We start from the raw sequence: 22,333 nt of genomic DNA, 5'->3' as shown, positions 1-22,333 counted from the left end.
GGACTCCTTCGTACGGGAGTAACGGGACACCGTGATCAGGGGCAGGAGCGCTTGAGGTTTGCCTCGGCTGTGGCGTGCGCGGTGTCGGCCAGGTCGGAGAACTGACCGGCGAGCGCCTTGATGACCTCGGGCCGCAGCTTGTAGTACGTGAACCGGCCGCATGGCTCCGTCTCGACGACGCCGGCCTCGCGCAGCACCTTCAGGTGGTTGGAGAGGTTGGTCTGCTTGGCGCCCGTCTCCTCGACCAGGTGCGTGGTGCAGAGCGTCTCGTGGGCGAGAAGGGTCACGATCCGGAGCCTGAGCGGGTCGGCCAGCACCCGGATCAGGTCAGTGTCGACTGACGTCATCATGCGCTGATACTCTCACATCATCTGGAGCTGACACCAGTCAGGACTGAGCCGTAGGGCCCGGCGATCAGGGTCGAGGAAATCGCGCCGACGGCCGCCAAGCAACCGCGGGCAGCGACGTCCGCGAAGTCATCGTCCAGGCTCCGGACCCGCCGGATACATCCCCGCGATGAGCGTGCACGTCGGCGGCGGGTGCCGGGCTGTCGGGGGACAAGGTCTCCGGGAACCTGCGCTCCGAGATGCGTCCGGGCGGCTGGGCCGCGTCCGCCCAGGAGCTTCCGTGGGAGGCCTCTGTTCACTGGGGACAGGGTCGGCCCGTGTTTCTGGCCGAGGTGGCCGCGTTGATGACGCCGTCGAGCCGGTCCCGGGTGTTCACCAGATCGCTGATCTGCTTGTCGATGCGGTCCCGCTCGGCCTCCAGCCGGTCGAGTAGCTCCGGGGTGACCTCACCCGTCACAACGCACGGAAGCAGTTCCACGATCGCCTTGCTCGCCAGCCCTGCGGCGTACAGCTGCTGGATCATCCGGACACGGTCGACCGCGCTGTCCGGGTAGTGCCGCTGCCCGCTGGGGCTGCGTACCGAGGCCAGCAGGTTCTGTTCCTCGTAGTACCGCAGCGCCCGCACACTCACGCCCACGCTGGCGGCCAGCTCGCCGATGCGCATGAGCGCCTCCCTCGTGGCCCGTAACATCACTTGCCTCTGACGTCAACGTCAGGTTTCAGCGTAGCCCAACTGTAGACCGCGCGGCCGGGCTACCGGTGAGGCCAAGGACACAGGTCGCATACGCACAGCCCGGCGGGGCAAACGGCTGTCACCAGCCCGAGGGAGGCCGTTCGTGATAGTTGTCGCCGTCATTGCCGCGTGTGTGGTCCTGGCTGTACTGGCCTTCCTCGTCCCCCGTATCTCCCGCCACCCCGAACGCGGCACGCAACGCTCGCTCGGTGTCGGCGCGCGCGCCGGCGGCAGGGCGCCCGGCATCCTGGGCCGGCTCCTCAGCAAGCCCTTCCAGGCCAGTTCCCGCGCCGTGGGCCGCAGCGGCACGGCCGGGCGCCGGGCCCGCGGCCGCATGCCTTTCTGATCGCAGCTCTGACCGAAGCTCTGACCGCAGCGAAGCCGGGCCGGTCGGCTTGTCGCCGCGACGGGTCGGCGCTGAAGACGGCGGCGCCGAGGCCGAATCAGAGGATGTCGGCGGACAACCGATGCCGCGCGGGCAGGGCATCGGTTGTCCATACCCAGCCGAACTCCGAATGCCGGACGCGATGGACCGGCGAATTACCAGTAGTGCCGTCGTCCGCCGACCGCGTGGCCCACCGCTCCCAGGACCCACAGCACAACCCCGATCGCGACCAGGATGATCCCGATGGTCCAGAGAATGCCGATGCCGGCCAAGAGGCCGATGATGAGCAGAATGACTCCGAGGATGATCATGATGTCCTCCGGTTGAGGAGCGGCCCCCTCTCACTCACGGGTCCCCACCCTCGCTCGTGACAAACCCGGCATACGCCCCGAGCAGAGTAGTAGTTGATCTACACATCTTGACGTTGCGGACCCCCCTCATCACCCGTTCGAGACTCATTCGAATAGCGTGCGCCCCGGGTCGCGGCGGACTTCTTGTTATCGCGCCCCCGGCCGACGGTCTCCCCTGTGTCAGACCGGACAGGCGAGGACCGAGAAGGGGAGTGGACGGGCGTGGGTGCGAGCAGGGAACACGACAGCGCGGTGGTCGAGGCGGCACGTCGGGGCGACCAACGGGCGCAGGACGAGCTTGTCGCCGCGTATCTGCCGCTTGTGTACAACATCGTGGGCCGGGCGCTGAACGGGCATGCCGACGTCGACGACGTGGTGCAGGAGACCATGATCCGCGCGCTCGGCGGTCTCGGATCGCTGCGTGCCCCGGGCAGCTTCCGGTCCTGGCTGGTGGCCATCACGATGAACCAGATACGCGGCCACTGGCAGACGCACCGTGGTGTGGCGGCCGGTTCCGGTCTGCAGGAGGCGTACGACGTGGCCGACCCGGGCGCGGACTTCGTGGACCTGACGATCGTCAGGCTCGGTCTGGAGGGTCAGCGGCGGGAGGCGGCGGAGGCCACCCGCTGGCTGGACACCGACGACCGTGAGCTGCTGTCGCTGTGGTGGCTGGAGGCGGCGGGCGAGCTGGGACGGGCCGAGGTGGCCGCCGCGTTGGATCTGTCGCGGCAGCACACTGCGGTGCGGGTGCAGCGGATGAAGGCGCAGCTGGAGACGGCCCGGGTGGTGGTGCGGGCGCTGTCCGCGGTGCCCCGCTGTGTGCTGCTGGACGAGGTGATCCTGACCTGGGACGGCATCCCGTCGGCGCTGTGGCGCAAGCGGGTCGCGCGGCACGCGCGTGACTGCACGGTCTGTTCGGGATACGGAGCGGGACTGGCGCCTGCCGAGGGGCTGTTGGTGGGCCTCGGCCTGGTGCCGGTGGCCGGGGTGCTGGGGAGTCTCGCGGAGCTGGGCACCTTCGGGGGCGCCGGGGCGGTCGGCGAGACGGCGGCCTTCGGCACGGTCGGCCACACGGCTCCGGCCGGCCATGTGGGCCCGGGCGGCCACACGTATGCGGGCGGCAACACAGCTCCGGTCGGCCACACGGACATGGGCGGCCACACAGGCATGGGCAGCCACACAGGCATAGCCGGCCCCACCGGCCCGGGCCGCCACAGGGGCACGGCCGACCACGCCGGCGCGGGCCGCCACACGGGCGTGGGCGGTGGGCCCGGAGCACCTGGCGACCACACCGCCGTCATCGGGACGGTGGGCGGTGGCCGACTGCACGACCGCCGGAGCCGCCGAATACAGAAGCGGCGGCGTGCGACCGCCGCGGCAGCAATCGCCCTACTGGTCACGGGAGGCACGGTCGCCGGGATGACCATGCTGTCGCCCGACGAGGAGCGGGACGCGGTGCGGTCGGCGACCGCCACAGAGCCGGACTCCGCGACGCCATCGGCACCCGCCACCTCCCTGTCGCCGTCGCCCACCGCCTCGGCGTCCCCGTCGGCCTCACCCAGCAAATCCGCCTCGCAAAGCCCCAATGCGTCGCCCAGGAAGTCCACTCGGGCGCCGTCAACGACCAACGCCACCACGGCGACGGCCAGGCCCACACGGCAGCCCAAGGCCACGGGTAATCCCGCGGACACCCCGGCCGAGAGGATCCTGGCGATCGTCAACGCCGAGCGCGCCGCCGCAGGCTGCCGCGCCGTGACCATCGACGACCGCCTCGCCCGCGCCGCCCAGCTGCACAGCGAGGACATGTCGGACAACGGCTACTTCTCCCACAGCAGCCAGGACGGCCGCACCTTCGGCGACAGGGCTCAGGCACAGGGCTACGCGACCCCTGGCGGCGAGAACATCGCCCGCGGCCAGAACTCGCCTGAGAGCGTGATGGATGCGTGGATGAACTCGCAGGGCCACCGGGACAACATCCTCAACTGCTCCCTGACCACCATGGGCCTCGGCCTGGTCACCGACGACTGGACCTGGACGCAGGTGTTCGGCTACTAGCCCGTTCCGCTGTCACACCTCGCGGTTAGCGGCTCGCTCGCGAACCGAGCCCGTGGCTGTCTGAGACTGCGCCGGCGGGGTGCTCGCCAACTTCCGATCGTGGCCTCTGAGGTGCGCTTCGTCAGCCAGGTCCGTTACGAACTTCGGCCGCCTGGAAGCAGGGCGAGCAGTTCACGGTCCGCGAGCGTAGGCTGGAGATCACGTTCCGCGAGCATGGCGCCGAGGCTTGCACTCGCGTCCAGGTAGCCGCAGGAGCGGGCGCCGGCAGGCGTGATCAACTACCTGTGCATCCCCTGGTGACGACCGTGTTCCGCCAGTTGCGGGCTTTCAGAGGCCATGAACCTAACCAGAAAGCGGCGTAGGAGGGCGTTATGGGCACCGCAAAGCAGGACGGCGCAACGAACGTCGATGAAGAGCCGACCATGGATATGAATCTTGAGGTCGTCGTGATGCCGGTGGCTGACGTCGATCGTGCCCTGCGCTTCTACCAGGGCTTGGGGTGGAGACTCGATGCGGACTACGAGACGGGCCCGGAATTCCGGATTGTGCAGCTGACGCCTCCGGGGTCGGGATGCTCGATCCAGTTCGGCCGCGGAGTCACCCCTGCGGCAGCGGGCTCCGCCCAGGGCATGTACCTCGTCGTCCAAGACCTCGACCAAACCCGCGCCCGACTGATTGGCCAGGGTGTCGAGGTCAGCGAGATCTTCCACCGCGTCTACGACACCGGCGCCCAAGAACAGGTAGACGGCCCAGACCCCAAGGGTCTCAGCTACAACTCGTACGCGACGTTCAGCGACCCGGACGGCAATGGGTGGCTGCTTCAAGAGGTCCGAGTGCGACAGCCTGGACGATGACGGCCAGCCGTCGTCCACTCACACGTCCTGTGATGCGGAGCGTCCAGGAAACTGGGACTCTTGAAGCTCAGCCTCGGGGTACGGGTCACCGACTCGAGATTGATTGCCCAGCAGGAGGACCGCCCATGATCAGAGTTGTGCGGCCCCTTCTTCACGGCGCTGTTGCGGGACTCGCCGGTACGACCGCGCTCAATATCGCAGGTTATGCCGACATCGCACTTCGAGGCCGGCCCATCAGCGATACACCTGAGATCACCGTGCGCAGCCTTGCTGCGAAGCTCCGTATTCGAATCCCCGGGGACGATCAGATCCTGGAGAACCGGATCGCCGGCCTTGGCCCCTTGATCGGATACACCGTGGGGCTGGGCATGGGGACGGCACTGTCATTGGCACAGGCTGCCGGTTGGCCTCCGACGAAGGCTTCCCGCTATGTCGTTGCGTCTCTCTTTGCCCTGACTGTCACGAATGCGCCGATTGTTCTCTTGGGAATCACGGATCCACGGACCTGGGCAACCTCGGACTGGGTCTCAGACATCATCCCGCATGTTCTCTATGCGGCAGTCACAGTCCGCGTCCTTGAGAAGCTGGAAGCAGCGGGCCCCCAGCTTTGATGGCGAGATCCCCAGCGCACAACCATGATGACCTGCAGAAATGCGAGCGGGCAGACGAGTCGGGCTGTACGCCGGGTAGAGTCCCACTCAGGGAGCGATCACGCTCTGACCTGCATGTTTGCGGGCATCGGGCGGCTGGTATCGCCCTCTGGGACTTCTCAGGGACTTTCAGCCGAGGTCCGTGAACCACGCCTCGATGGCGGAGAGTCCCCGTGCGCCGGCCTGCGGCATGAAGTGCGTGTACGTCCGGAGCGTGAACGCCGGGTCGGAGTGGCCCAGCCACTTCGCGAGCGAGACGATCGACTCACCGGCTTCGAGCATCACCGAGGCGTACGTATGGCGCAAGACGTGGAAGCCGTGCTCGCGGCTCGGCTCCCACACACGCGACGGCTTCTCGCCCGGCTGTCGCTTGGGCAGCGGCGGGATGACTCCCGCGTCGGCGAGCGCGGGCTTCCACGCCTTGGTGTTCCAGGTGGTGCGGTTGATCGCGCCGAGCCGCCCTGTGTAGACGAGCAGCCGGACCGTCACGTTGCGCCGGTCCTCGCGCGCGAGGTCGGGCTCCTCGGGATCCAGCCACGGCAGGGTCACTTCGATCGGTTCGAAATGCTCCTGATGCGTGAGGATCCGCTTCGCAAGCGCCTGGGGTAGAGGCGCGTCGCGTTCCTTGCCGCCCTTGGGCGGACCGAAGTACAGCTGAGACTTGTACATGAGGATCTGCCGCTCCACGTGCACGAAGCCGTCGTGGACATCGTCTGGGCTGAAACCGAACACCTCACCCTGCCGGAGTCCGCACCCGACCCCGAGGTCGACCGTGATCCGGTACCGGGCGGCCAGCGCCTCCCGTGCGGCGTCGACACGGTTCTGCTGCCAGGCGCGAGCCTTGCGTTCCGGCTTCTTCGGCGGCTTGATCGAGCTGTTGCCCTTGCACGGGTTGCGGTACAGCCGCTTGTCCTCGACCGCGGCTTGCATGATCGCTTTCAGGTACACCCATGCGACGTAGGCCGTGCTCGATGCCACCCCCCGCTGCACATCGGCCGACCACTTGCGCAGCTCCGCGACGCCGATGTCCTTGAGCGCCAACTCCCCGAGTTGCGGCAGCACTTGCCCCCAGATTCGGTATTTCATGCTTTCCAACGTCTGAGCGGGATGCACCTGGGAGGGCCACCAGTGCTTCTCGACGTACTCACGAAGGCTGATCGCACCATCGCGCCCGTCGACGAAGTCTCCTCGCCGTGAGTCGGTCTGCGTCTCGGCCAGCCACGCCTTGGCGTCCGCGACCGTGTCGAATGACCGGTCGCGGACCCCCGGTATCCCCTTGACGCGGTAGCGCGTGCACTTGCCCCACAGGGCAGTGCGTTCGCGCTTGCCCGTCTCCTTGTTCAGCCGCTTCTTAAGCCACCGGTCTTCGATGTAACCCGCCATACTTGTCTTGCCCTCAGCCTCGCCATGGTTCTCTCGGCGCGATCTGCGTCGCGATCAGACACACAGACGATGTCCGTGTGCATGAAATTCCGAGTGCTGCTGAACTTTTCAGAGCGGTTTCCCAGGTCAGGCAGCCCGGCGCCGTTCACGCTGCTGCGGGGCCTTGTTCAGCGGGTTGAGAGCCGGGTTCGATCGCGAGTCCGCCTGTTGCTGTTCGCTGAGCCACGCATCGAGCAGGTCCCGGCGGTACATGACCCTTCCGCCGGGCCCCATCCGGAAGCTGGGCGGCCCTTGCCGACGATGGCGCCAGACGTAGAGAGTGTTCACCGAGATGCCCATGTACTGCGCAGCGTTCTGAACATTCAAGAAGGCAGCCTCAACGGCAGGCTTTGGCTGGTTACGCATCGCATGTCTCCGGGTAAGCGCTGCCCAAGCAGCGGACGTTCCGTCCTCCCGCCTACCGCGCAGCGAAGCGGCACGAATAACTGCCGGCGAGCAGGATCAGAATCCGGAGAATCAGCAATTTGGCTCGGCTGCCCCGTCGTGATAACGCAAGGTGGACGGCCATCGTCTGCTGCCGTTCGAGACAGCGGGACTTGCGCTGGCAGACGTACGCTGCCCGAACCTTGCTCACGCGCCGTGGTGATGATGGCGCTGCCCAACCGGTGTAGGGGACAACCGGCACAGCACAGCTGGGAAGGCTTCGATCGCCATTGCATCCATCGGGCTCCTCGGCGAACGGGGCCTCCGTGGCTCGCGCGCCAGCTAGGGCGTCGTCGCGCTACGCCCCCCGGCCGCCCCGCTGGAGCGTTGCGTGCACACCAGGACGCCGCAGGCGCCGCGCGAGGTGGTGCGGATCGCCCGTATCTCCTAAGCAAGTTCGTCCTCGGCTCGTTGCCGCGTGGCAGCGGGCGGCCGACCGGCGAGCCTCGTCGACCACGGCGGCCGCAAGGTGCTTGCAATCAGCGAACTCCTAGCGCTCATCAACGCGGGAGTCCAGACTGTGATCTCGACAACGCAATGTGAGGGGGGAGTACGTGACTGTAACCGTCAGGCAGGTGGGAGCTGACGAGACCCAGCTGATTGACACCATCGTGGCACTGGGCGATCAGAACACAAAGACACTTGGGATGCTTGCGCCGCCGGTGTACCTACAGGCGGCTGAGCGCAGGACGCTACTTGCTGCGTTCGAGGACGACAAGCTCGTGGGCTACGCCCTCTACTCCTTGCCGAAGCGAAAGCATCACCACGTCCAATTGACGCATCTGTGCGTCGATGAGAGTCACCGGAAACGCGGGATCGCGCGCAGGCTGGTGGAGGAGATCACCGCCCGCCACCGCGACAGGTTCGGAATCCGAGCGAAGTGCCGCCGGGACTACAAACTCAGCCGCATGTGGAGCAGCCTTGGTTTCGTCCCTCGTGGGGAGGCACCAGGCCGAGGAAGCAAGGGCATGCCACTGGACGGATGGTGGCGCGATCACGAACATCCGGACCTCTTTGACGAGGCGGACAGCGGCGCTTTGCTGACCGTCGCTATGGACCACGGAGTCTTCGCCGAGTTGCGGGCACTCGCGCCGGCCCAGGGCAGCAACGAGTCACAAAGCATCGAGGCACCATGGCTGGCCGATTTGATCGAACTCACGGTCACACCCCATCTCTTCCATGAGGTCAACAAGATCAAGGAGGGGCGGGAACGGCAGCACCAGCGGTCTGCCCTCCAGACGTTCCGGCATCTCAGGCCGTCCGGCGAGGCAGTGCTACGGCGCCTACAGGAGCTGACCGAGGCCACGCAGTCTTGGGAAGTGCCGGCTCGGGCCGACGAGATCAGCCTCTTGCAGTACGTCGCGGAAGCATCGTGTGCGGGGTCGAAGGTGCTCACCACTCGTGCGCCTGTGCAGGCACGTTTGGCCGATCTCGCTTGGGACGTAGCCAAGATCCGGGTACTTCCACCGACTGTCGTGGCGATGCACGTAGAGGAGTTGCGGCAGGCGCAGCAGTACCGGCCTGCTGACCTAATGGGAACGGCCTTCAGGACCAGCACTGTTACCGACGACGGCGAAGCCGAACTGGCGGCCTTCTTCGACCAGCCCGACACCGATCGAGGATCCGCCTTCGTCGACCGGCTCCGCTCGCTGGCCAGCGGCCAACTTGAGTGTCGCCGAGAACTGGTACGGGACGCCGACGGTCATCCGGTAGCGCTCTATGTGTGGGCGCTCGAAGGCGACGCCCTTGTTGTCCCGATTCTTCGTACCGCGACGCATCCCCTGGAAGAGACCTTGGCTCGGCAGCTCTTGTTCCTCCTCAAGGGGCTCTGCCGGGACCACGGAGGGCGCGTGCTGAAGATCACCGACAAGCACGTCTCACCGTCTGCCCAAGCTGCCGCTGCCGAAGACGGGTTCGTCCAGGACGACGAGGGCTTGGTTGCCCTCGTCGTCGATGTCTGCGGCACAGCCGAGACGGTCCGCGCCCATGCAACGAAGGCGGCTTCGTTGGCAGGGCGCGATATCCCTGCGCTGGGGCCGGGTCTTCCAGCCACTGTGGCCTCCTCAGCCGAAGTTGCCTGGTGGCCCGCGAAGATCACCGACGCGCTGCTCCCATCGTTCCTCGTGCCGATCGAGCCGCGCTGGTCATCATCGCTCTTCAATGTCCCGCCGACGCTGCTCCCCAGGGGTGACGCGCTCGGGATGAGCCGAGAGCATGTGTACTACCGCTCTCCCGGTCACCGGGGTGAGCGAGTACCCGCCCGGCTGCTCTGGTACATGAGCGAAGGGGTGTCGGGGCAGCAGGCAGTGGGGTGCTCGCGTCTCGACGAGGTGGTTGTCGACGACGCGGACGCGCTGTTCGAGCGTTTTGAGCACCTTGGAGTCTACGGCCGTAATGAAGTCCGGGACGTCGCCGACAAGAAGACCGGCCTTGCCATGGCTCTGCGCTTCTCCGATACCGAGATCTTCCCTCACCGTGTGAGTTTGCGTCGGATGCGCCAGCTTTCTAGATCGCTCGATGTCCCGTTGCCACTAATCTCGCTTTCGGAGATCAGCAACGAGCTGTTCCGAGCGGTCTACCAGGAAGGTCACTCCCGGACGTGAACGAGCTGGAACGAGCGATGCTGCTGTCAGTCCACCCGCGCTTCGCCAACTCCATCCTGGATGGCACCAAGACGGTAGAGGTACGCCGCCAGAGAGTGGCAGTCCCCGTTGGCACGCCAGTCATGCTGTATGCCACGGCTCCGACCATGGCGCTGGTGGGGACAGCCCGGGTGAGCGCGGTACACATCGCGCCCCCCGCCGACGTGTGGTCGGCCCATCACTCCGCTACCGCAATCAGTAGGGAGGAGTTCGATGACTACATGAGCGGCGCATCCCAAGCGAGCGCGATCACGCTTGAGGCTCCGACTCGGATCACCGATCCGGTACCGCTCAGTGCGCTTCGGGCGACGGCGGACTTCCATCCGCCGCAGAGCTATCGCTATCTCACGGGGGATGATCTCAGGCATATGACCGAGACGTACCCTGCCGCCGACACCGCGCTGCAGAAGGTCCTCTCGATGCCAGCGATGGCGTAGCCGGCAACGGTCAGGCAAGCGGGCCCGTGTAACTCCCCGTGGAGGTGCATCGGGCCCGCTACACGTTCAGTTCTCGCTCAGGTGTTCCTTGATCTGTTCCGCGCAGCGCTGGGCATCGCGGACAATCTCTCCGCCCCAGAATGCCAGGACCGTCCAACCCTCTGCCTTCATGGCATCGCGTTTTGCCATGTCCGAGGCTTGCCGTTCGGGTGTGTGGTGATGTTTCCAGCCATCGCAGAAGACGGCGACTTTGTCCTCGGGCCAGGCGAAGTCGGCGACGGTCACCGGACGGGGGTTGCCGTCAGTGGAACCGCGGTCTCCCCACGCGAATTGAGCCTGCCCACGGGGGGCGCCGATTGTCATAAGGGCGATCGCCAACCGCCGTTCGATCGCGGACCGAGGGCGACCGTGGAAGGCGTCGGAGTACGTGGGAACGCGGAGGCCCGACACGTCCGGCGCGCCAATGAAGTGGCGTAGGAAGTCGGCGGCGATGCGGCGGTCGAGCAGGTCGCCTTCGAGCTGGTTTCCGTAGGAGCGCAGGCAGGCGTAGCAGGAGCGTTCGCAGGCACAGCCGTCGAGTACGGGGACGAGGGTTGCGGCGACCTCGCCGAAACGTTCGGCGAGCTGGCGCAGGTAGCCAGCCCCGCCAGGGACTTCTTCGTACAGCACAGCCAGCCGGAGGGAGGCGTCCTCGCTCTCCGGGTCAGGGCGGGGCCAGTCGAAGCCGGCGACTTCTTCGTCTCCGGCCTGTAGAACAACGCGGCAACCCAGGTCGAGGGCAGCGCGGATGCTCGCGAGGAATTCCTCCAGGTTGTCGGAGCGGATGTCCAGGGATTCCAGGTCGGGCAGGATCTGCAGGCAGTCGACGCGGCGGTCGACTTGGAGGACGCTGGGTTCGAGGCGCTGGTTGGTGCACATTGCGTCGTGGAGCTTGGCGCGGCTCTTCTGGGCCTGGGTCGGCTTGGGGCCGGGGATCGCGTCAAACCACAGGCCACAGCCAGTGCAGACAATGAATCGTTCACTGTCGCGGTGGTCCTTGGCGATGCGGCCTCGGTTGAGGACGGTCAGGTCGGCGCCGCGTTCCCAGTGCAGGACCAGGCCAGGGCGTTCGAACAGGTAGGTCTCGGCGGTGTTGGGGGCGCCGAGGTGGTGGGTGACCTCGAAGGGAGAGCGGGAGCGGTGTTCTTCGTCGGCGGAGATCCGCTGGCGGCGCGCGGCGCGCATGGCGCGCATCGGGACGCTGAGCTGAGGGGTCAGCTCGTCGCTGTTGCACGACATGCAGTGGGCGTCGGTGGGGGCATTGACGGTGTCGCAGCGCGCGCACAGGTTGACGCGGACCAGGGCGCCTACGCCTTCGGAGTTCACCAAGTTGGCGCGTCGGAAGTCGACCTGGTCCACAAGCCACTTCGCCCCGCGGGCATAGACGAGCTGGCCGGGCGCGTAGTCCTTGAGAGCTTGGACCGAGTCCTGCGACAGTTCCGCCGTTTCGCGTTCAAGCGCCAAGGTGGTCGTGTCGGTCGGGAAGGCGTATGACGGCAGGAAGCCGACGGAGTTCAGGTAGGAGAGCGTGTACGCCCGGGTGTAGTCGCCACGGCGCATCGCTTCCAGGCTCGCGCTGATGCTGGCGATGGCGCGTGAGGCTTCCTTGTTGCCCGGCTTATTGGTCGCCTGTGTCCACTCCTCTATCAGGCCCTTCTGCCGGATGCGATACGGCTCGACCGCCTCGCTGAGGTCGTCGGTCCAGGAGTCGACAACCGTGTACGCCCAGTCCTCTGTGAGCCAGGGCAGGTCGTCCTGGGCAAGGCCGAGCCGGAAGGCGCCAATCACCCGGGCGGCGATGCGGTCACGCCCTTCAGCGAGGGCGGTCTTCACTTCGTCTATGTTCTGCAGGTCTCCGGCTTCGTCCTCGGTGACGAGCCCACGCATCCACTGGGGGAGATTCTCGCCGCACAGCTCCAGCGCCATGGCTCTTGCGTGACGCTTGATCACCCGCTGGTTATCCAGGAGGAACGCCGGCGGGCGGATGGCACCGCGGATCATTTCCACCGGGCGGGCGTAGTAGTAGCTGTCGTGCGGCATGCCGCCAGCGAAGGTGACGACAAGAGCGACCCGCTCCTCGCGGCGGCCGGCGCGTCCGGCACGCTGTGCGTAGTTGCTCGGGCGCGGCGGGACGTTGCGCAGGATGACGGCGAGAAGCTGGCCGAGGTCGACTCCGAGTTCCAGCGTCATGGTGCAAACCAGCAAGTTGAGGTCGCCGGTCTTGAACCGTTCCTCGATCAGTTCACGGTCCTCTAGCGGGACCTGTCCAGAGTGCTCTTCGGCCTTGACGATCAGCGGGGCGTCGCTGGCCGCGAGGAGCCGCTCGTGATCGTCCTTATCGCCCTGCCAGGGCTCCATCATGCCCTTGCAGTTGAAGGTGGCACACCTGCTCTTCGGAGAGGGCTCGGGCTGCACGGCCCGGCACGCACGACACCGGAACATCGTGTCATTGGCGGGCCGGATCTCCATGGCCTGGGGCGGGACTTGGCGCAGCAGTATGCGGGCTTTGCCGGTGCCGATCTGGGTGCTCGTCAGCAGTTCGTGCTCGGCCAGCAGGTCTACGGCCTTGCGGACGCCCCGCTCGATGTTGTCGGACCCAGTCACTAGCGGGAAGGCGGTCTTGGCCAAGCGCGCTGCCGAACCGCGGGCGCTCATGGCAAGTGGGTTGGAGCCCGGGACGTTAAAGGTGGTCTCGCCGTATCCGGTGACGGACTGTCCCACTGCCATGGTCGCGCCGGCTTCGATCAGTTCGGACTCGATCTTCGCATCAAGGCGCTTGCTGAGCAGCTCGTGTCCGACGCCGCCGCGCGTACGGGCGAGGTCGAGGATTCGGGCCAGCAACCAACGGGCCGCCGTTGCGTCGGCGCCCAGGTCGTCCGTGATGGGTTTCAATGCGTCGTCGCCGAGGGCTTCCAGTCCGGGATAGCCGACGGTGATCAGGCCGAGGCGCTCCAAGGTGGGCGGGCGCCTCTCGTCGCTGGCCAGTTCACCGAGAAGATCCCATTCGCATACCCGCAGCGCTCGCTGACGGGCGTCCTTGCCAGCGGGGTCCGGATAGAGCCCAGATTCCTGGCCTCGTTGAAAGACGTCCTGGACAAGGCTGTTAAAGCTGGCGGCTGGGTGTCCTTCGCGGACTCGGGCGCTGACGCTATCCACGATCATGCGGCGTACCTGCACGGCACGAGAGCGATCTCGCAAGTAACCGGCCTGGAAGGCCGTATCTTGGCGCGAGTCGGCAAAGACCAGGAGCCGACGCAGCATCTCGTCGTCGCTCTGCGCCGCCAGGCCCGTGTGCAGGCTGAATGCAGCGGCGGTGACGGCAGCAGCGGTGCGAGCCGTGAACTCCTGAACCGCGCCGCTGGAGCGCAAGTATCCACACCCGGGGCAGCGGGTCAACGGGCGACCGGCATCCGGCACAGCAACGAACACCTCGCGGCTGGGCACACCGCAGCCCAGGCAGGTGACATTGCCCTGGGTGCCCTTCCCACAGCGGGTACACCGCCTCGCCGTGTACCAGCCTTTACTACGGGGCTGCGGAAGCGAGTAGGGATCCTCGGCGGTCAGACGGCGCGCCACATAACGGGCGATAGGGCCATCGGCTTCGTCCCGCTCCAGGTCGTAGTCCTGGCCGCAGCCCAGGCACACGCCCAGCGCGGTGGTGGCCTTTGCATCGCAGCTGTCGATGGCGCAGGTGGTCGCACCGTCGAGGAGCAGATGCTCGGCGTCGGCGGTGCAGCGGACGGGGGTGGGCAGGCTGCGCAGGAACAGGTGGACCTTGGCTTCGAGGACGGGCGGCCCGGCAGGGGTGTGGGTGTCCGCACCCAGTAGCAACCAGCCGGCCACCTCCTCCTCAAGGGCCTCGGGGTCGGTACCTGCCCTCTGAGGAAGAGCGGCGAGGGTGGCCACGAGTTCGTCCACCCTGCTGGGCTGAGCAAGGTGGGCGCGCAGCAGGTCTAAGACCGGGCTGGCTTGGGGGTCTCCGAGGATGGCCCGTAGGCGGGCGGTGTCCCCGCCATCGGAAAGAGCCTGACGCAATTGCTCACGGTGGGGAGCGGGGCCGATGGCGCTCAGGTCCGGTTCGGGCTGCGGGACTGCCGTCTCCTCGACGATCGCATCCACATGGAATGGCGCGGCGAACAAGCTGCTCGCGAACTCCGCTGTGCGTCGCAGGTCGACGTCATGGTCGCCGCCCGCGCTAACCGTAGCGGACAGCCCGACGCACACGAGCCCGTCGGCGTCGATGTGGCCACGCAGCCGGCGGACCAGACCGGCGATCTCGGTACCGAGTGCGCCCTGGTAAGTGTGGATTTCGTCCAGAATCAGGTGACGGAGCAGTCCGTGCTGGAACAGAGCACGGTCGTCGCGCCGGGTGAGGATGTACTCCAGCATGGAGTAGTTGGTGAGCAAGATGTCCGGCGGCGTCTCCTGCATCCGAGTCCGCTCGTGAGCGGGGGTCGCTCCCGTGTACACGCCATAAGTCAGGCCGAGCGCCTCGCATGCAGCCTTGATCCGGTCTTCCTGATCGTTGACCAAGGCGTTCATCGGGTACAGCGCGATTGCCTTCACGCCTGGGCGGTGCCGGTTGTCGAAGGCGTGAGCGACCACCGGGATCAGGAACGACTCGGTCTTGCCTGAGCCAGTGCCTGTGGCGACCAGAGTGTTGAGGCCCTGCCGGATCCGCGTGACCGCGGCGACCTGGTGCGTAAACAGGCGCTCGACCCGGGGAAATGCCTCGGTGATCTCCGGAGTCAGACCGATGGTGCTGGCCAACTCTGCGAGGGTGGCGTCCAGCTTGAAGCGCGGCTGCACGGACAGATACGGACCGCGCCACAACAGCGCATCCTCGTCCACCATGCGCTCCAGCTGCGCACGCAGCCCCGGGTCGGCGATCGGATAGGTGGTCCAGGTGAACCGCCGGTAGTCGTCACGCAACCGATCGGCCAGCTCCAGCGGATTCATCTCTGCGCCCCTCCAGTCCCCGTGGCCATCTCGCCGCGCCGCACATATGTACGACTACTTGGCCCCGCGACAGGAACCCAAGCAGTGCATGACAGGAGCTTAGTGCTGGGCGCTGACAGCCAGTGCCGGACGGACCAAGAAGGTCAACTCACCAACCGCCCAAAGTATCCCCGGACGAGTTGCTTGTACTCCTCGTCGGGCCGGACCGGACTTCCCTCGGTGTCGGCGCTCTGCCGAAAGTCGGCGAAGATCAACTCCAGCTGCTCCACTGACAGGCCGTAGAGATGCGCCACACGCGCGTCCAGTTCGGCCCTCAAACTGTATTCCGCTTCCCTGGATAGAGGCGCGCACTCGACACCGAGAACGCCCGCGAGGTCTTCGAACTCGAAAGACCTACAGGTGAGTCGGGCTGAGAGTCGAACAATATCGGCACCAGGACCGCCATCGAGCGGGACATCCGGCACAGGCAGAGTGGCCATTACCGACTTGGTAACAGCACTCGAAACCTTGCGACGGACAATAAAATCAAGCACTACACTATTCAGAAGCGCAACGATATACATCATGGCGGCAGTATCAAGAACTGTACGATAGCCATTGCCGCCGAGGTCAAAAGATGACCTGTAGAAAAAATGAAGCTTATCCGAAACCGCCGCGCCAGGCGGAATGACTGCCGCAATCAAGGTACGTTCATCAGTTGCTCTTGCGGTTTGCCGGACGCAAGGGCGATAGTGATCCGATGGAAGTTCAAGCGATCGAGTGCGCGGTTCGGTGGCGAGTAGGACCCCCTCTCCCGGTTGACGAATGAGTGATCGCACATCCTTCTTCTTGGCGCGTTTCCTAGCTCGGTTCACCAGAGCCGCCTCACCGAGCTCTTCCCTTAGGAAGTAGCTGGGCTCCGCGAAATTATGAACGTACTGGTGGATATGCTTCCCTTCCCGCAGGGGTATTCCTGTTCCATCGACCCCGAAGAACTGGCGATCATCGTTCAGATGAAATTCGCGACCCCAATCAATTCGCCATCCACCTACTGGCATTTGCTCCAGCAGATAAGGGCGGTCCGCATAGATCGTCGCGAACACGTCAAGGATGGACGGATCCCGCGTGTCGGGAATTGCGAGGGTCTCGGGAGCTAGAGCTTCAATGGTTGTCCTGGAAATTGACAGGGTTCGACGATCCAGGTCCAAGAGATGCTCAAGGAGGGAGACGCCACTGGCGAACGGCAATGGATCGGTCACACCTCCCTTGCCGGCGACCAATAGAAGGAACTGCTCCCTGCTGTCGATTGGGAATATTTTGTTCTTGTTGTCGCAGAGAACGAAATGATCGATGGAACAGTGATCGAGCAACTCGCGACGATGTTCGGCAGTCGCGGCATCAGAGATCACACCTGAGTCGATGACCAAGCCAATTCGCCCTCTCGGAGCAAGCATGGCCAATTCTCGTTCCAGGAAAGTGCGGTAGTAATTGAACGTCGTGCCGTGGGCATAGAGCATCCGATAAATTCCGGAGCTCTTGATGAAACTCTTCACGCCTGCGAGAACGGTGTCCGCCTCTTCTCGCGCGGTGGACACATCTGGCCGTTTATCGAGTTCGGCCTGACGGTCGAGCTTCTCGTCCTTCTTCTTCAGCAGCACGTAAGACGGATCAAAACGACCGTAGAATTCAGCGGCCTTGAACGTAATACCCTCCCATGGAGGGTTACCGAGCATGACATCGAATCCGGCATCGGTGCGCCGTTCACCATTAGCGTTAAAGAAGACCTCGGGAAACTCGACTTCCCAGTGAAATGGCCGAAACCTCTTGCGTACTTGAGAGGGTAGCTCGGCTAGGTCCTGTCGCGGTGATTCGCCTCGCTCGATGCTGTCATGGCCGGAAAGCCATTGGCCTGTGTTGCCCTTGAGGGCATCGGTGTGGAAGAACGGGGCGACCCACCAGTCACCCATGGCACGGAGCCTGGTGAAGTCATCACCGTCGAGGAGCCGGGCGAAGCGCTGTTCCTTAGCCCGGACTTGGAGGCGATCCTCCGATGGTTCTTGGGCCAGCGCTTGGCGCACACGCACGAGGGAGGCAAGGTCAGGTTCCTCGACAGCGAAGAGGGAGCCCTGTAGGTCATCGGAGGCGGCGCCTCCGCGCTGCACACGGCCACCTCGGGCCGGTTCGGGAACGCCTGCCCAGCTGTCAATCGAGGCACCAACAACTGCGTTGCCGCAGCGCAGATGTGCGTCGAGGAAGGACAGCGGCTTGCCGGCTGCGGCAGTGGTGAGCCACAGGGAAACTTTGGCGAGTTCGACTGCCATGGGGTTGAGGTCGACACCGTAGATACAGCGCTCAACGATCAATCGTCGGTAGGCGGCGCGCTCGGAGTCATCGAGTTTGTGGTCCAGCATTTCGCCAGCCCTGGCCAGCGCCTCGCCGTATGCCTCGGTCAGCTGGTGGACGGCAGGGACGAGGAATGCTCCCGACCCCATCGCGGGGTCGCAAATGCGGAGGTTGAGAATCTGCTCCGGGGTGGCGTCCTGCACGAGAGGGCGCAAGGTCTCGCCTACGACGAAGTGGGCGAGAGGCCGAGCGGTGTAGTAAGAGCCAGAGCCTTTCCGCTGACCGCTGGCTTCGAAGAGGTAAAAGGTACCGGTTTCGTAAGACTCCAGGACTTCGGCATTCTCTGGCAGCCGATCGATGTCGAGTACCTGGACAAGGGCGGATTGCCCCCGGCCGATGCGTGCGAGGGCCTTCGGCGACTCGGCGATCTGCGGTTCGAACGAGAGCAGGCCCTCGTAGATGCTGCCGAGCTGTTCGACGCCAAGCTCACGGTAGTTGACGGCACGCAGTCCCTCCTGGGCCTGAGAACCTGTGCTGCGTTCCGGTTTGGTCCACGACAGTGCGTGGATGGCGTTGCGTACGAATGTATCGCCGACCGTCATTTCTGGGGTGTCGAGCAGCGGAGACTTGCCCGGATCGAAGAGGCCGCCGTTGAATCCCGTGATCTGGAGTTCTCCGGCGTCAATCCCATCCCTCAAGAGTGCCCATTGTGCTTGCAGGGAGCCCCATAGGAAGCCGCCGTCGGGTTCCCACGCTGCGTCTGCTGCGAGGATCTCTTTTCGCAGCGTGCGCAGGGAGTACCCGCGGTCGTAGGCGGGGGTACCGATGGGAAGGAGGCCACGGTCTTCTGCGTAGGCGACGAACAGCAGCCGGTACGCGACCTTGAGGGCGTCGGCGAACAGGGCACGAGGCTCAGGCGGTTCTTGGCCCGAGCGTCGCCAGTGGTGCAGGGCTCCGTTGGCGATGGAGCTGATTGCGGTGCGCACGCCCCCTGAGAGGTTTTCGCTGACTGAGGTTGCCGCATCAGTGCTGGCGTCCTCGACACGCTTCCAGAGGATCTCGCCGGTGTCGTCTGGAGTGAATGCCTCGGGGCGCAGGAGGGCCCAGAGCACCCGCCACTCGTGGTCGTCTCCTAGCTCCGCTAGGCCGACGAGGTCGATCGATAGGTAGCTTGCTTCGCCGCCGAGCCCTGGGTCGCGGCGGATCACGCGGAGTTCCACGCCATTGCTAATTAGCACTGCGGGTAGCTGGTGTTCGCGGGCCCAAACCTCGGCCTGGCGTTGCGGGCGCAGCTTTCCGGCGCGGCGGCCGGTGGGTGAGGCGTCGAGGTGCTGCCCTGGCGGGGTGATGAGGATGGAGACGAGGTGAGGGGCGGCATGTTGATCGCCGGCGAGGTCGTGGGCTTGGCCCAGGACGGGTTCTTCTATGGGCGGGAGACTGCCGGTGTAGGTCCAGCCGAAGCAGGCGAGCCAGGTCAGCATGCGTTTGCGGGTCTCGCCGGGAGTGCTGGTCTCATCAATGTCGGCAATGAGACGGCGAAGTTCGCGCTTGGCATGGCGGATGCCATCGATTGCGTCGTCGGCCCCGGCTCGATCGCGCTGTTCGCGGAGGAAGAGGGCAGGGTCGGAAAGGTAGTACGTCGACAGTGTGGTGCCGGCGACGGTGATGTTCAGCATGCTGGCGCCTCCACGCACACGATGCAGCCGACGGGTTCGCCCTGGGTGATGTCGGCGACTTGGAATCCGCGGCTGAGGGCTTTGCGGCGGCGGTCGAATTCTGCGTCGACTGCGGTTCGGGCTTCATCGACGGTATGGAAGGCACCGTGTCCGGTATCGGCGAAAAGGCCGAGCTGTACGGATTCACCGAGGCCGGTGGCGAAGCGGCGCTCGGCTTCGGCGAGTTCGGCGGCATGCCAGCGGTCCAGGTCCGCGTGGAGTCGACGGGAGTCGGCAGTCAGCTGCTCGCGGACCCCTTCGGCCCGCTCAGCGATCCTGCGGGATGCCTCCTGCTGACCGATCAACGCGGCTTCATCGAATCCTGCGGCCATCTCTCGTCGGGCCTGCTCAATGGGGTCATGGCTGCCGACCGGGGCAGCGCGCTGCCGGAGTCGGCGGAGGTCTGCGGCCTCGTCCTCGCGGGGCTTGTCTGGACGGCCGTCTTCTGTGCGGGGTACGAACACGGGGATGAGCGGTTCTTCCAGGACCCTGTTGTCGTCGGAGGTGATGCGGCCGACGTAGGTGAACAGCCAACCGTTTCCGCCCTCGGCCACCGGCCGTACGGCGACACGGTCGGAGGCACTCTCGTCGTACAGCCTCGTACGGACGCGCTGCAGGACCGCACGCACCAGGGGGTGTACCGGGGTGAGGAACGCCATCCCTCGGTTTTCCGGGTCCAAGGCCACGCTGCGGCTGAAGGTGGCCTGGAACGCGTCCTGGGGAACCAGGGGGTACTGCTTGAGCAGCGGCCCAGGATCGATGGTCAGTACATCGCCGCTGCCGCTGACCCGGCCTTGGCAACTGCGTACAACGGACGTCACGAGTTTGCGGAACTCGTCGAAGTCCGGCAGCAGCCAGCGGGCCTGTTCACGGGCGACCGCGGTCTCGGCCTCGGCTTCCTTCTCGTTCTGCATGCCCTGCATGAGCACCAGTGCGCCGCTGCGGTCGAGGTACTCGCGTACCTGCTGTACCGCCCGTTCCAGCCGTTCCTCAAGCTCCTCCGGGGAGACGTCCTCCAGGAGGCCGTCGATCACGTCGCTGCGGCCTGCGACGCCCAGGACATCGCTGCTGGATCCGAGCTGGACCGTGATGGTGGCGAGCTTCTCGCGCAGCCGCTGCAGAATCTCCTCGTCCCGGGTATCGCCCAGGTACAGGTAGCTGATCTCTACGACGTCCTGCTGTCCGTAGCGGTCAACGCGCCCGTTGCGCTGTTCCAACCGGTTCGGGTTCCACGGCAGCTCGTAGTGGACAACCACGTGGCAGGCATCCTGCAGGTTGAGACCTTCCCCAGCTGCATCGGTGGCCAGCAGGATCGCCCCGGGGGTCCGGGAGAAACTCTCCAGCACTTCGCGTCGCTTGGCGAGCGGAACGGTACCGTCAACCCGCAGCAAGGGACCGTGGCCCAAGTTCTCTTCCAGGTAGTCCAGGGTGTCCCGGTATTCAGTGAAGAGGATGACGCGTTCCCCGCGTCGTCCGGCACGGAAGCCTTCCAGCCAGCCCTGCAACCGAGTGAGTTTGCTGTCGTCCCCCGGGCTCAGCGCTTCGACCTGCTCCAGCAGCTTGGCGACCAGGCGCTGCTCTTCTCGCAGATCGTCTGCCTTCAGATGCGCTGCCACGCCTTCCAGCGCGAGTTCTTCTGCAGCCAGCAGATCTTCTTCGGGCAACGCGGTATCACCCCGATACTGCTGCAGCACATCCATGCGGTGGCGACCGGTGCGCTCGACTGGCGGAATACCAAGATTCTGCGCCCGGCGGCGCAGACTCTGCTTGAGCGCATGAGGGCTGGACAGAGCGCGCTTGCGCAGCACCTCCAGGGCGAATGCCTGGACGTAGTAGGAGTCCGTGTCGCGCAGCGCGTGCAGGACGCGCTTACTGTGTCCGCGCAGCCGCGTGTGGATCTCCTTCTCGCGGCTTGTGGGGCGCACCTCGATCGGCTGCGGCGGACGGCGACGGCTGATCGGCTGCGGCGGGTCGCCACGGGCGACGTCGTCCTTAAGCCGCCGCACGATGTACGGCTTGACCAGGTCAGGATTCAGACGGCCGTCATCGGCGGCCAGGTGCGGAGAAATCAGCTGCAGGAGGCTGGCGAACGACTCCTGGTATCCGTTGTGCGGGGTCGCAGAGAGCAGCAATAGCTCACGGCTGTGATCGGCCAGAGCACGAGCCAGTCGACTACGGTCGGTGCCGCTGGAGCGGCCTTCGCCGGCATACGCCCGGGCCACGTGGTGAGCCTCATCAATGATCACCACGTCGAACGGCGGCGCCGCGTGGATGGCCGCCAGATTGTTCTTTAGGTAGTCAATGGAGGACACCGCGTACGGCACAGCAGTCCATGGGCTGACCGTGGTCGGGTTTTCGCGCCGGACCTCCAGCCACTTCTTGCTGTCGACTTTGGCAAAGTCCAGGTTGAAGCGGAAGCGCATCTCCTCGACCCACTGGTCCTGCAGACCAGCCGGGCAAGCGATGAGCACACGGTCCGCACGGCCTCGCCGCGCCAGCTCCATGAGTACCAGGCCGGCCTCGATCGTCTTACCGAGGCCGACATCGTCTGCGACAAGGAGGCGTACGCGCGGTTGACGCATTCCGGCGAGAACAGGGACTAGCTGGTAAGGCTCGACGTCGATCCGGCCATGTTCAACAGCGAGGAGATCGCCTCGGCCGTGCGCCATGGTGAGCGCGAGGGCATCGTGCAACTCGTTCAGCCGAACCGGGTTACCCGGCTCGAACCGCAGCCCCGTCGCCGACTCAGGACGGAGCGTCGGCTCTCGATCCCGGTCCGCGAGGACCGTCAACCGCCGAGGCCCCGGGCGCTCATCAGCCCGTCGCAAGTCGAGGAACGTCTCGCTGCCAGCACCGCGGACAGCTTCGACCTCCCACAAGCGGTCCCTGACCCGCACCCGCATCCCACGTTCGAACATGACTCTGGAGTCTCCCAACCTGCTGATCAGCAAGGCCAAAGGCTACCCGGGTGACTCCCGA

At 65.6% G+C, this 22,333-nt stretch carries 14 protein-coding genes; 6 read left to right on the top strand and 8 right to left on the bottom strand.

Annotated elements, in window-relative coordinates:
* Positions 1–35: 35 nt before the first annotated feature.
* Both ACFYWY_RS01215 and ACFYWY_RS01210 read right to left on the bottom strand, forming a co-directional pair.
* Positions 36–350 carry an ArsR/SmtB family transcription factor gene (locus ACFYWY_RS01215; RefSeq protein ID WP_389177727.1) on the bottom strand — a complete coding sequence of 105 codons (315 nt, stop codon included), beginning with the start codon at positions 348–350 and terminating at the stop codon, positions 36–38.
* 292 nt (positions 351–642) lie between these two features.
* Positions 643–1,011: a MerR family transcriptional regulator gene (locus tag ACFYWY_RS01210; RefSeq protein WP_389177724.1), complete on the bottom strand. Its 369-nt coding sequence runs from the start codon at positions 1,009–1,011 to the stop codon at positions 643–645.
* A gap of 172 nt (positions 1,012–1,183) precedes the next feature.
* On the opposite strand from ACFYWY_RS01210, the gene ACFYWY_RS01205 reads away from it, so the two are divergent.
* Positions 1,184–1,426, top strand: coding sequence for a DUF6411 family protein (locus tag ACFYWY_RS01205; protein ID WP_389177721.1), 243 nt, complete (start codon positions 1,184–1,186; stop codon positions 1,424–1,426).
* Between the two features lie 194 nt (positions 1,427–1,620).
* Here the strand turns inward: ACFYWY_RS01205 and ACFYWY_RS01200 are convergent, their stop codons facing one another.
* Positions 1,621–1,776, bottom strand: a complete 156-nt coding sequence (locus ACFYWY_RS01200) for a DUF6131 family protein (protein WP_389177718.1) — start codon at positions 1,774–1,776, stop codon at positions 1,621–1,623.
* A gap of 216 nt (positions 1,777–1,992) precedes the next feature.
* Here ACFYWY_RS01200 and ACFYWY_RS01195 point away from each other — a divergent pair, with 216 nt between their 5' ends.
* The 3 genes from ACFYWY_RS01195 (at position 1,993) to ACFYWY_RS01185 (ending at position 5,335) form a co-directional block, all read left to right on the top strand.
* Positions 1,993–3,870, top strand: a complete 1,878-nt coding sequence (locus ACFYWY_RS01195) for a sigma-70 family RNA polymerase sigma factor (protein WP_389177715.1) — start codon at positions 1,993–1,995, stop codon at positions 3,868–3,870.
* A 371-nt stretch (positions 3,871–4,241) separates the two neighbouring features.
* Complete coding sequence (locus ACFYWY_RS01190; protein WP_389177712.1) at positions 4,242–4,724, top strand: VOC family protein; 483 nt, start codon at positions 4,242–4,244, stop codon at positions 4,722–4,724.
* Between the two features lie 125 nt (positions 4,725–4,849).
* Positions 4,850–5,335 (top strand): hypothetical protein, encoded by a 486-nt coding sequence (locus ACFYWY_RS01185; RefSeq protein WP_389177710.1) that lies wholly within the window; start codon positions 4,850–4,852, stop codon positions 5,333–5,335.
* Positions 5,336–5,503: 168 nt separating this feature from the next.
* Here the strand turns inward: ACFYWY_RS01185 and ACFYWY_RS01180 are convergent, their stop codons facing one another.
* Both ACFYWY_RS01180 and ACFYWY_RS01175 read right to left on the bottom strand, forming a co-directional pair.
* Entirely contained in the window at positions 5,504–6,757 is a 1,254-nt protein-coding gene (locus ACFYWY_RS01180; RefSeq protein WP_389177708.1) for a tyrosine-type recombinase/integrase, read from the bottom strand.
* Positions 6,758–6,883: 126 nt separating this feature from the next.
* Positions 6,884–7,123 carry a helix-turn-helix domain-containing protein gene (locus tag ACFYWY_RS01175; protein WP_389177706.1) on the bottom strand — a complete coding sequence of 80 codons (240 nt, stop codon included), beginning with the start codon at positions 7,121–7,123 and terminating at the stop codon, positions 6,884–6,886.
* 671 nt (positions 7,124–7,794) lie between these two features.
* Between ACFYWY_RS01175 and ACFYWY_RS01170 the strand changes: the two genes are divergently transcribed.
* Both ACFYWY_RS01170 and ACFYWY_RS01165 read left to right on the top strand, forming a co-directional pair.
* Positions 7,795–9,843, top strand: coding sequence for a GNAT family N-acetyltransferase (locus ACFYWY_RS01170; protein ID WP_389177703.1), 2,049 nt, complete (start codon positions 7,795–7,797; stop codon positions 9,841–9,843).
* Complete coding sequence (locus ACFYWY_RS01165; protein ID WP_389177701.1) at positions 9,840–10,319, top strand: ASCH domain-containing protein; 480 nt, start codon at positions 9,840–9,842, stop codon at positions 10,317–10,319. Before ACFYWY_RS01170 ends, ACFYWY_RS01165 begins: the two co-directional genes overlap by 4 nt.
* Before the next feature lie 66 nt (positions 10,320–10,385).
* On the opposite strand, the gene ACFYWY_RS01160 is transcribed toward ACFYWY_RS01165, so the two are convergent.
* The 3 genes from ACFYWY_RS01160 to ACFYWY_RS01150 all read right to left on the bottom strand — a co-directional run bounded on the left by ACFYWY_RS01160 (position 10,386) and on the right by ACFYWY_RS01150 (position 22,305).
* Positions 10,386–15,317, bottom strand: a complete 4,932-nt coding sequence (locus tag ACFYWY_RS01160) for a DEAD/DEAH box helicase (RefSeq protein WP_389177698.1) — start codon at positions 15,315–15,317, stop codon at positions 10,386–10,388.
* A gap of 143 nt (positions 15,318–15,460) precedes the next feature.
* Positions 15,461–19,315, bottom strand: coding sequence for an Eco57I restriction-modification methylase domain-containing protein (locus ACFYWY_RS01155; protein ID WP_389177695.1), 3,855 nt, complete (start codon positions 19,313–19,315; stop codon positions 15,461–15,463).
* Entirely contained in the window at positions 19,309–22,305 is a 2,997-nt protein-coding gene (locus tag ACFYWY_RS01150; RefSeq protein ID WP_389177692.1) for a helicase-related protein, read from the bottom strand. Before ACFYWY_RS01150 ends, ACFYWY_RS01155 begins: the two co-directional genes overlap by 7 nt.
* Between the last annotated feature and the right edge of the window lie 28 nt (positions 22,306–22,333).

This window comes from Streptomyces sp. NPDC002870 (assembly GCF_042888505.1).
Lineage (GTDB): Bacteria > Actinomycetota > Actinomycetes > Streptomycetales > Streptomycetaceae > Streptomyces.
The sequence above is the reverse complement of the archived record's forward strand: the minus strand, read 5'-3'. Positions and strand labels throughout refer to the sequence as shown.

Excerpts from the sequence above, each read along its gene's own strand:
- ACFYWY_RS01215 (WP_389177727.1), bottom strand. The coding sequence starts at position 350 with ATGATGACGTCAGTCGACACTGACCTGATCCGGGTGCTGGCCGACCCG.
- ACFYWY_RS01210 (WP_389177724.1), bottom strand. The coding sequence starts at position 1,011 with ATGCGCATCGGCGAGCTGGCCGCCAGCGTGGGCGTGAGTGTGCGGGCG.
- ACFYWY_RS01200 (WP_389177718.1), bottom strand. The coding sequence starts at position 1,776 with ATGATCATCCTCGGAGTCATTCTGCTCATCATCGGCCTCTTGGCCGGC.
- ACFYWY_RS01190 (WP_389177712.1), top strand. The coding sequence starts at position 4,242 with ATGGGCACCGCAAAGCAGGACGGCGCAACGAACGTCGATGAAGAGCCG.
- ACFYWY_RS01185 (WP_389177710.1), top strand. The coding sequence starts at position 4,850 with ATGATCAGAGTTGTGCGGCCCCTTCTTCACGGCGCTGTTGCGGGACTC.
- ACFYWY_RS01180 (WP_389177708.1), bottom strand. The coding sequence starts at position 6,757 with ATGGCGGGTTACATCGAAGACCGGTGGCTTAAGAAGCGGCTGAACAAG.
- ACFYWY_RS01160 (WP_389177698.1), bottom strand. The coding sequence starts at position 15,317 with ATGAATCCGCTGGAGCTGGCCGATCGGTTGCGTGACGACTACCGGCGG.
- ACFYWY_RS01155 (WP_389177695.1), bottom strand. The coding sequence starts at position 19,315 with ATGCTGAACATCACCGTCGCCGGCACCACACTGTCGACGTACTACCTT.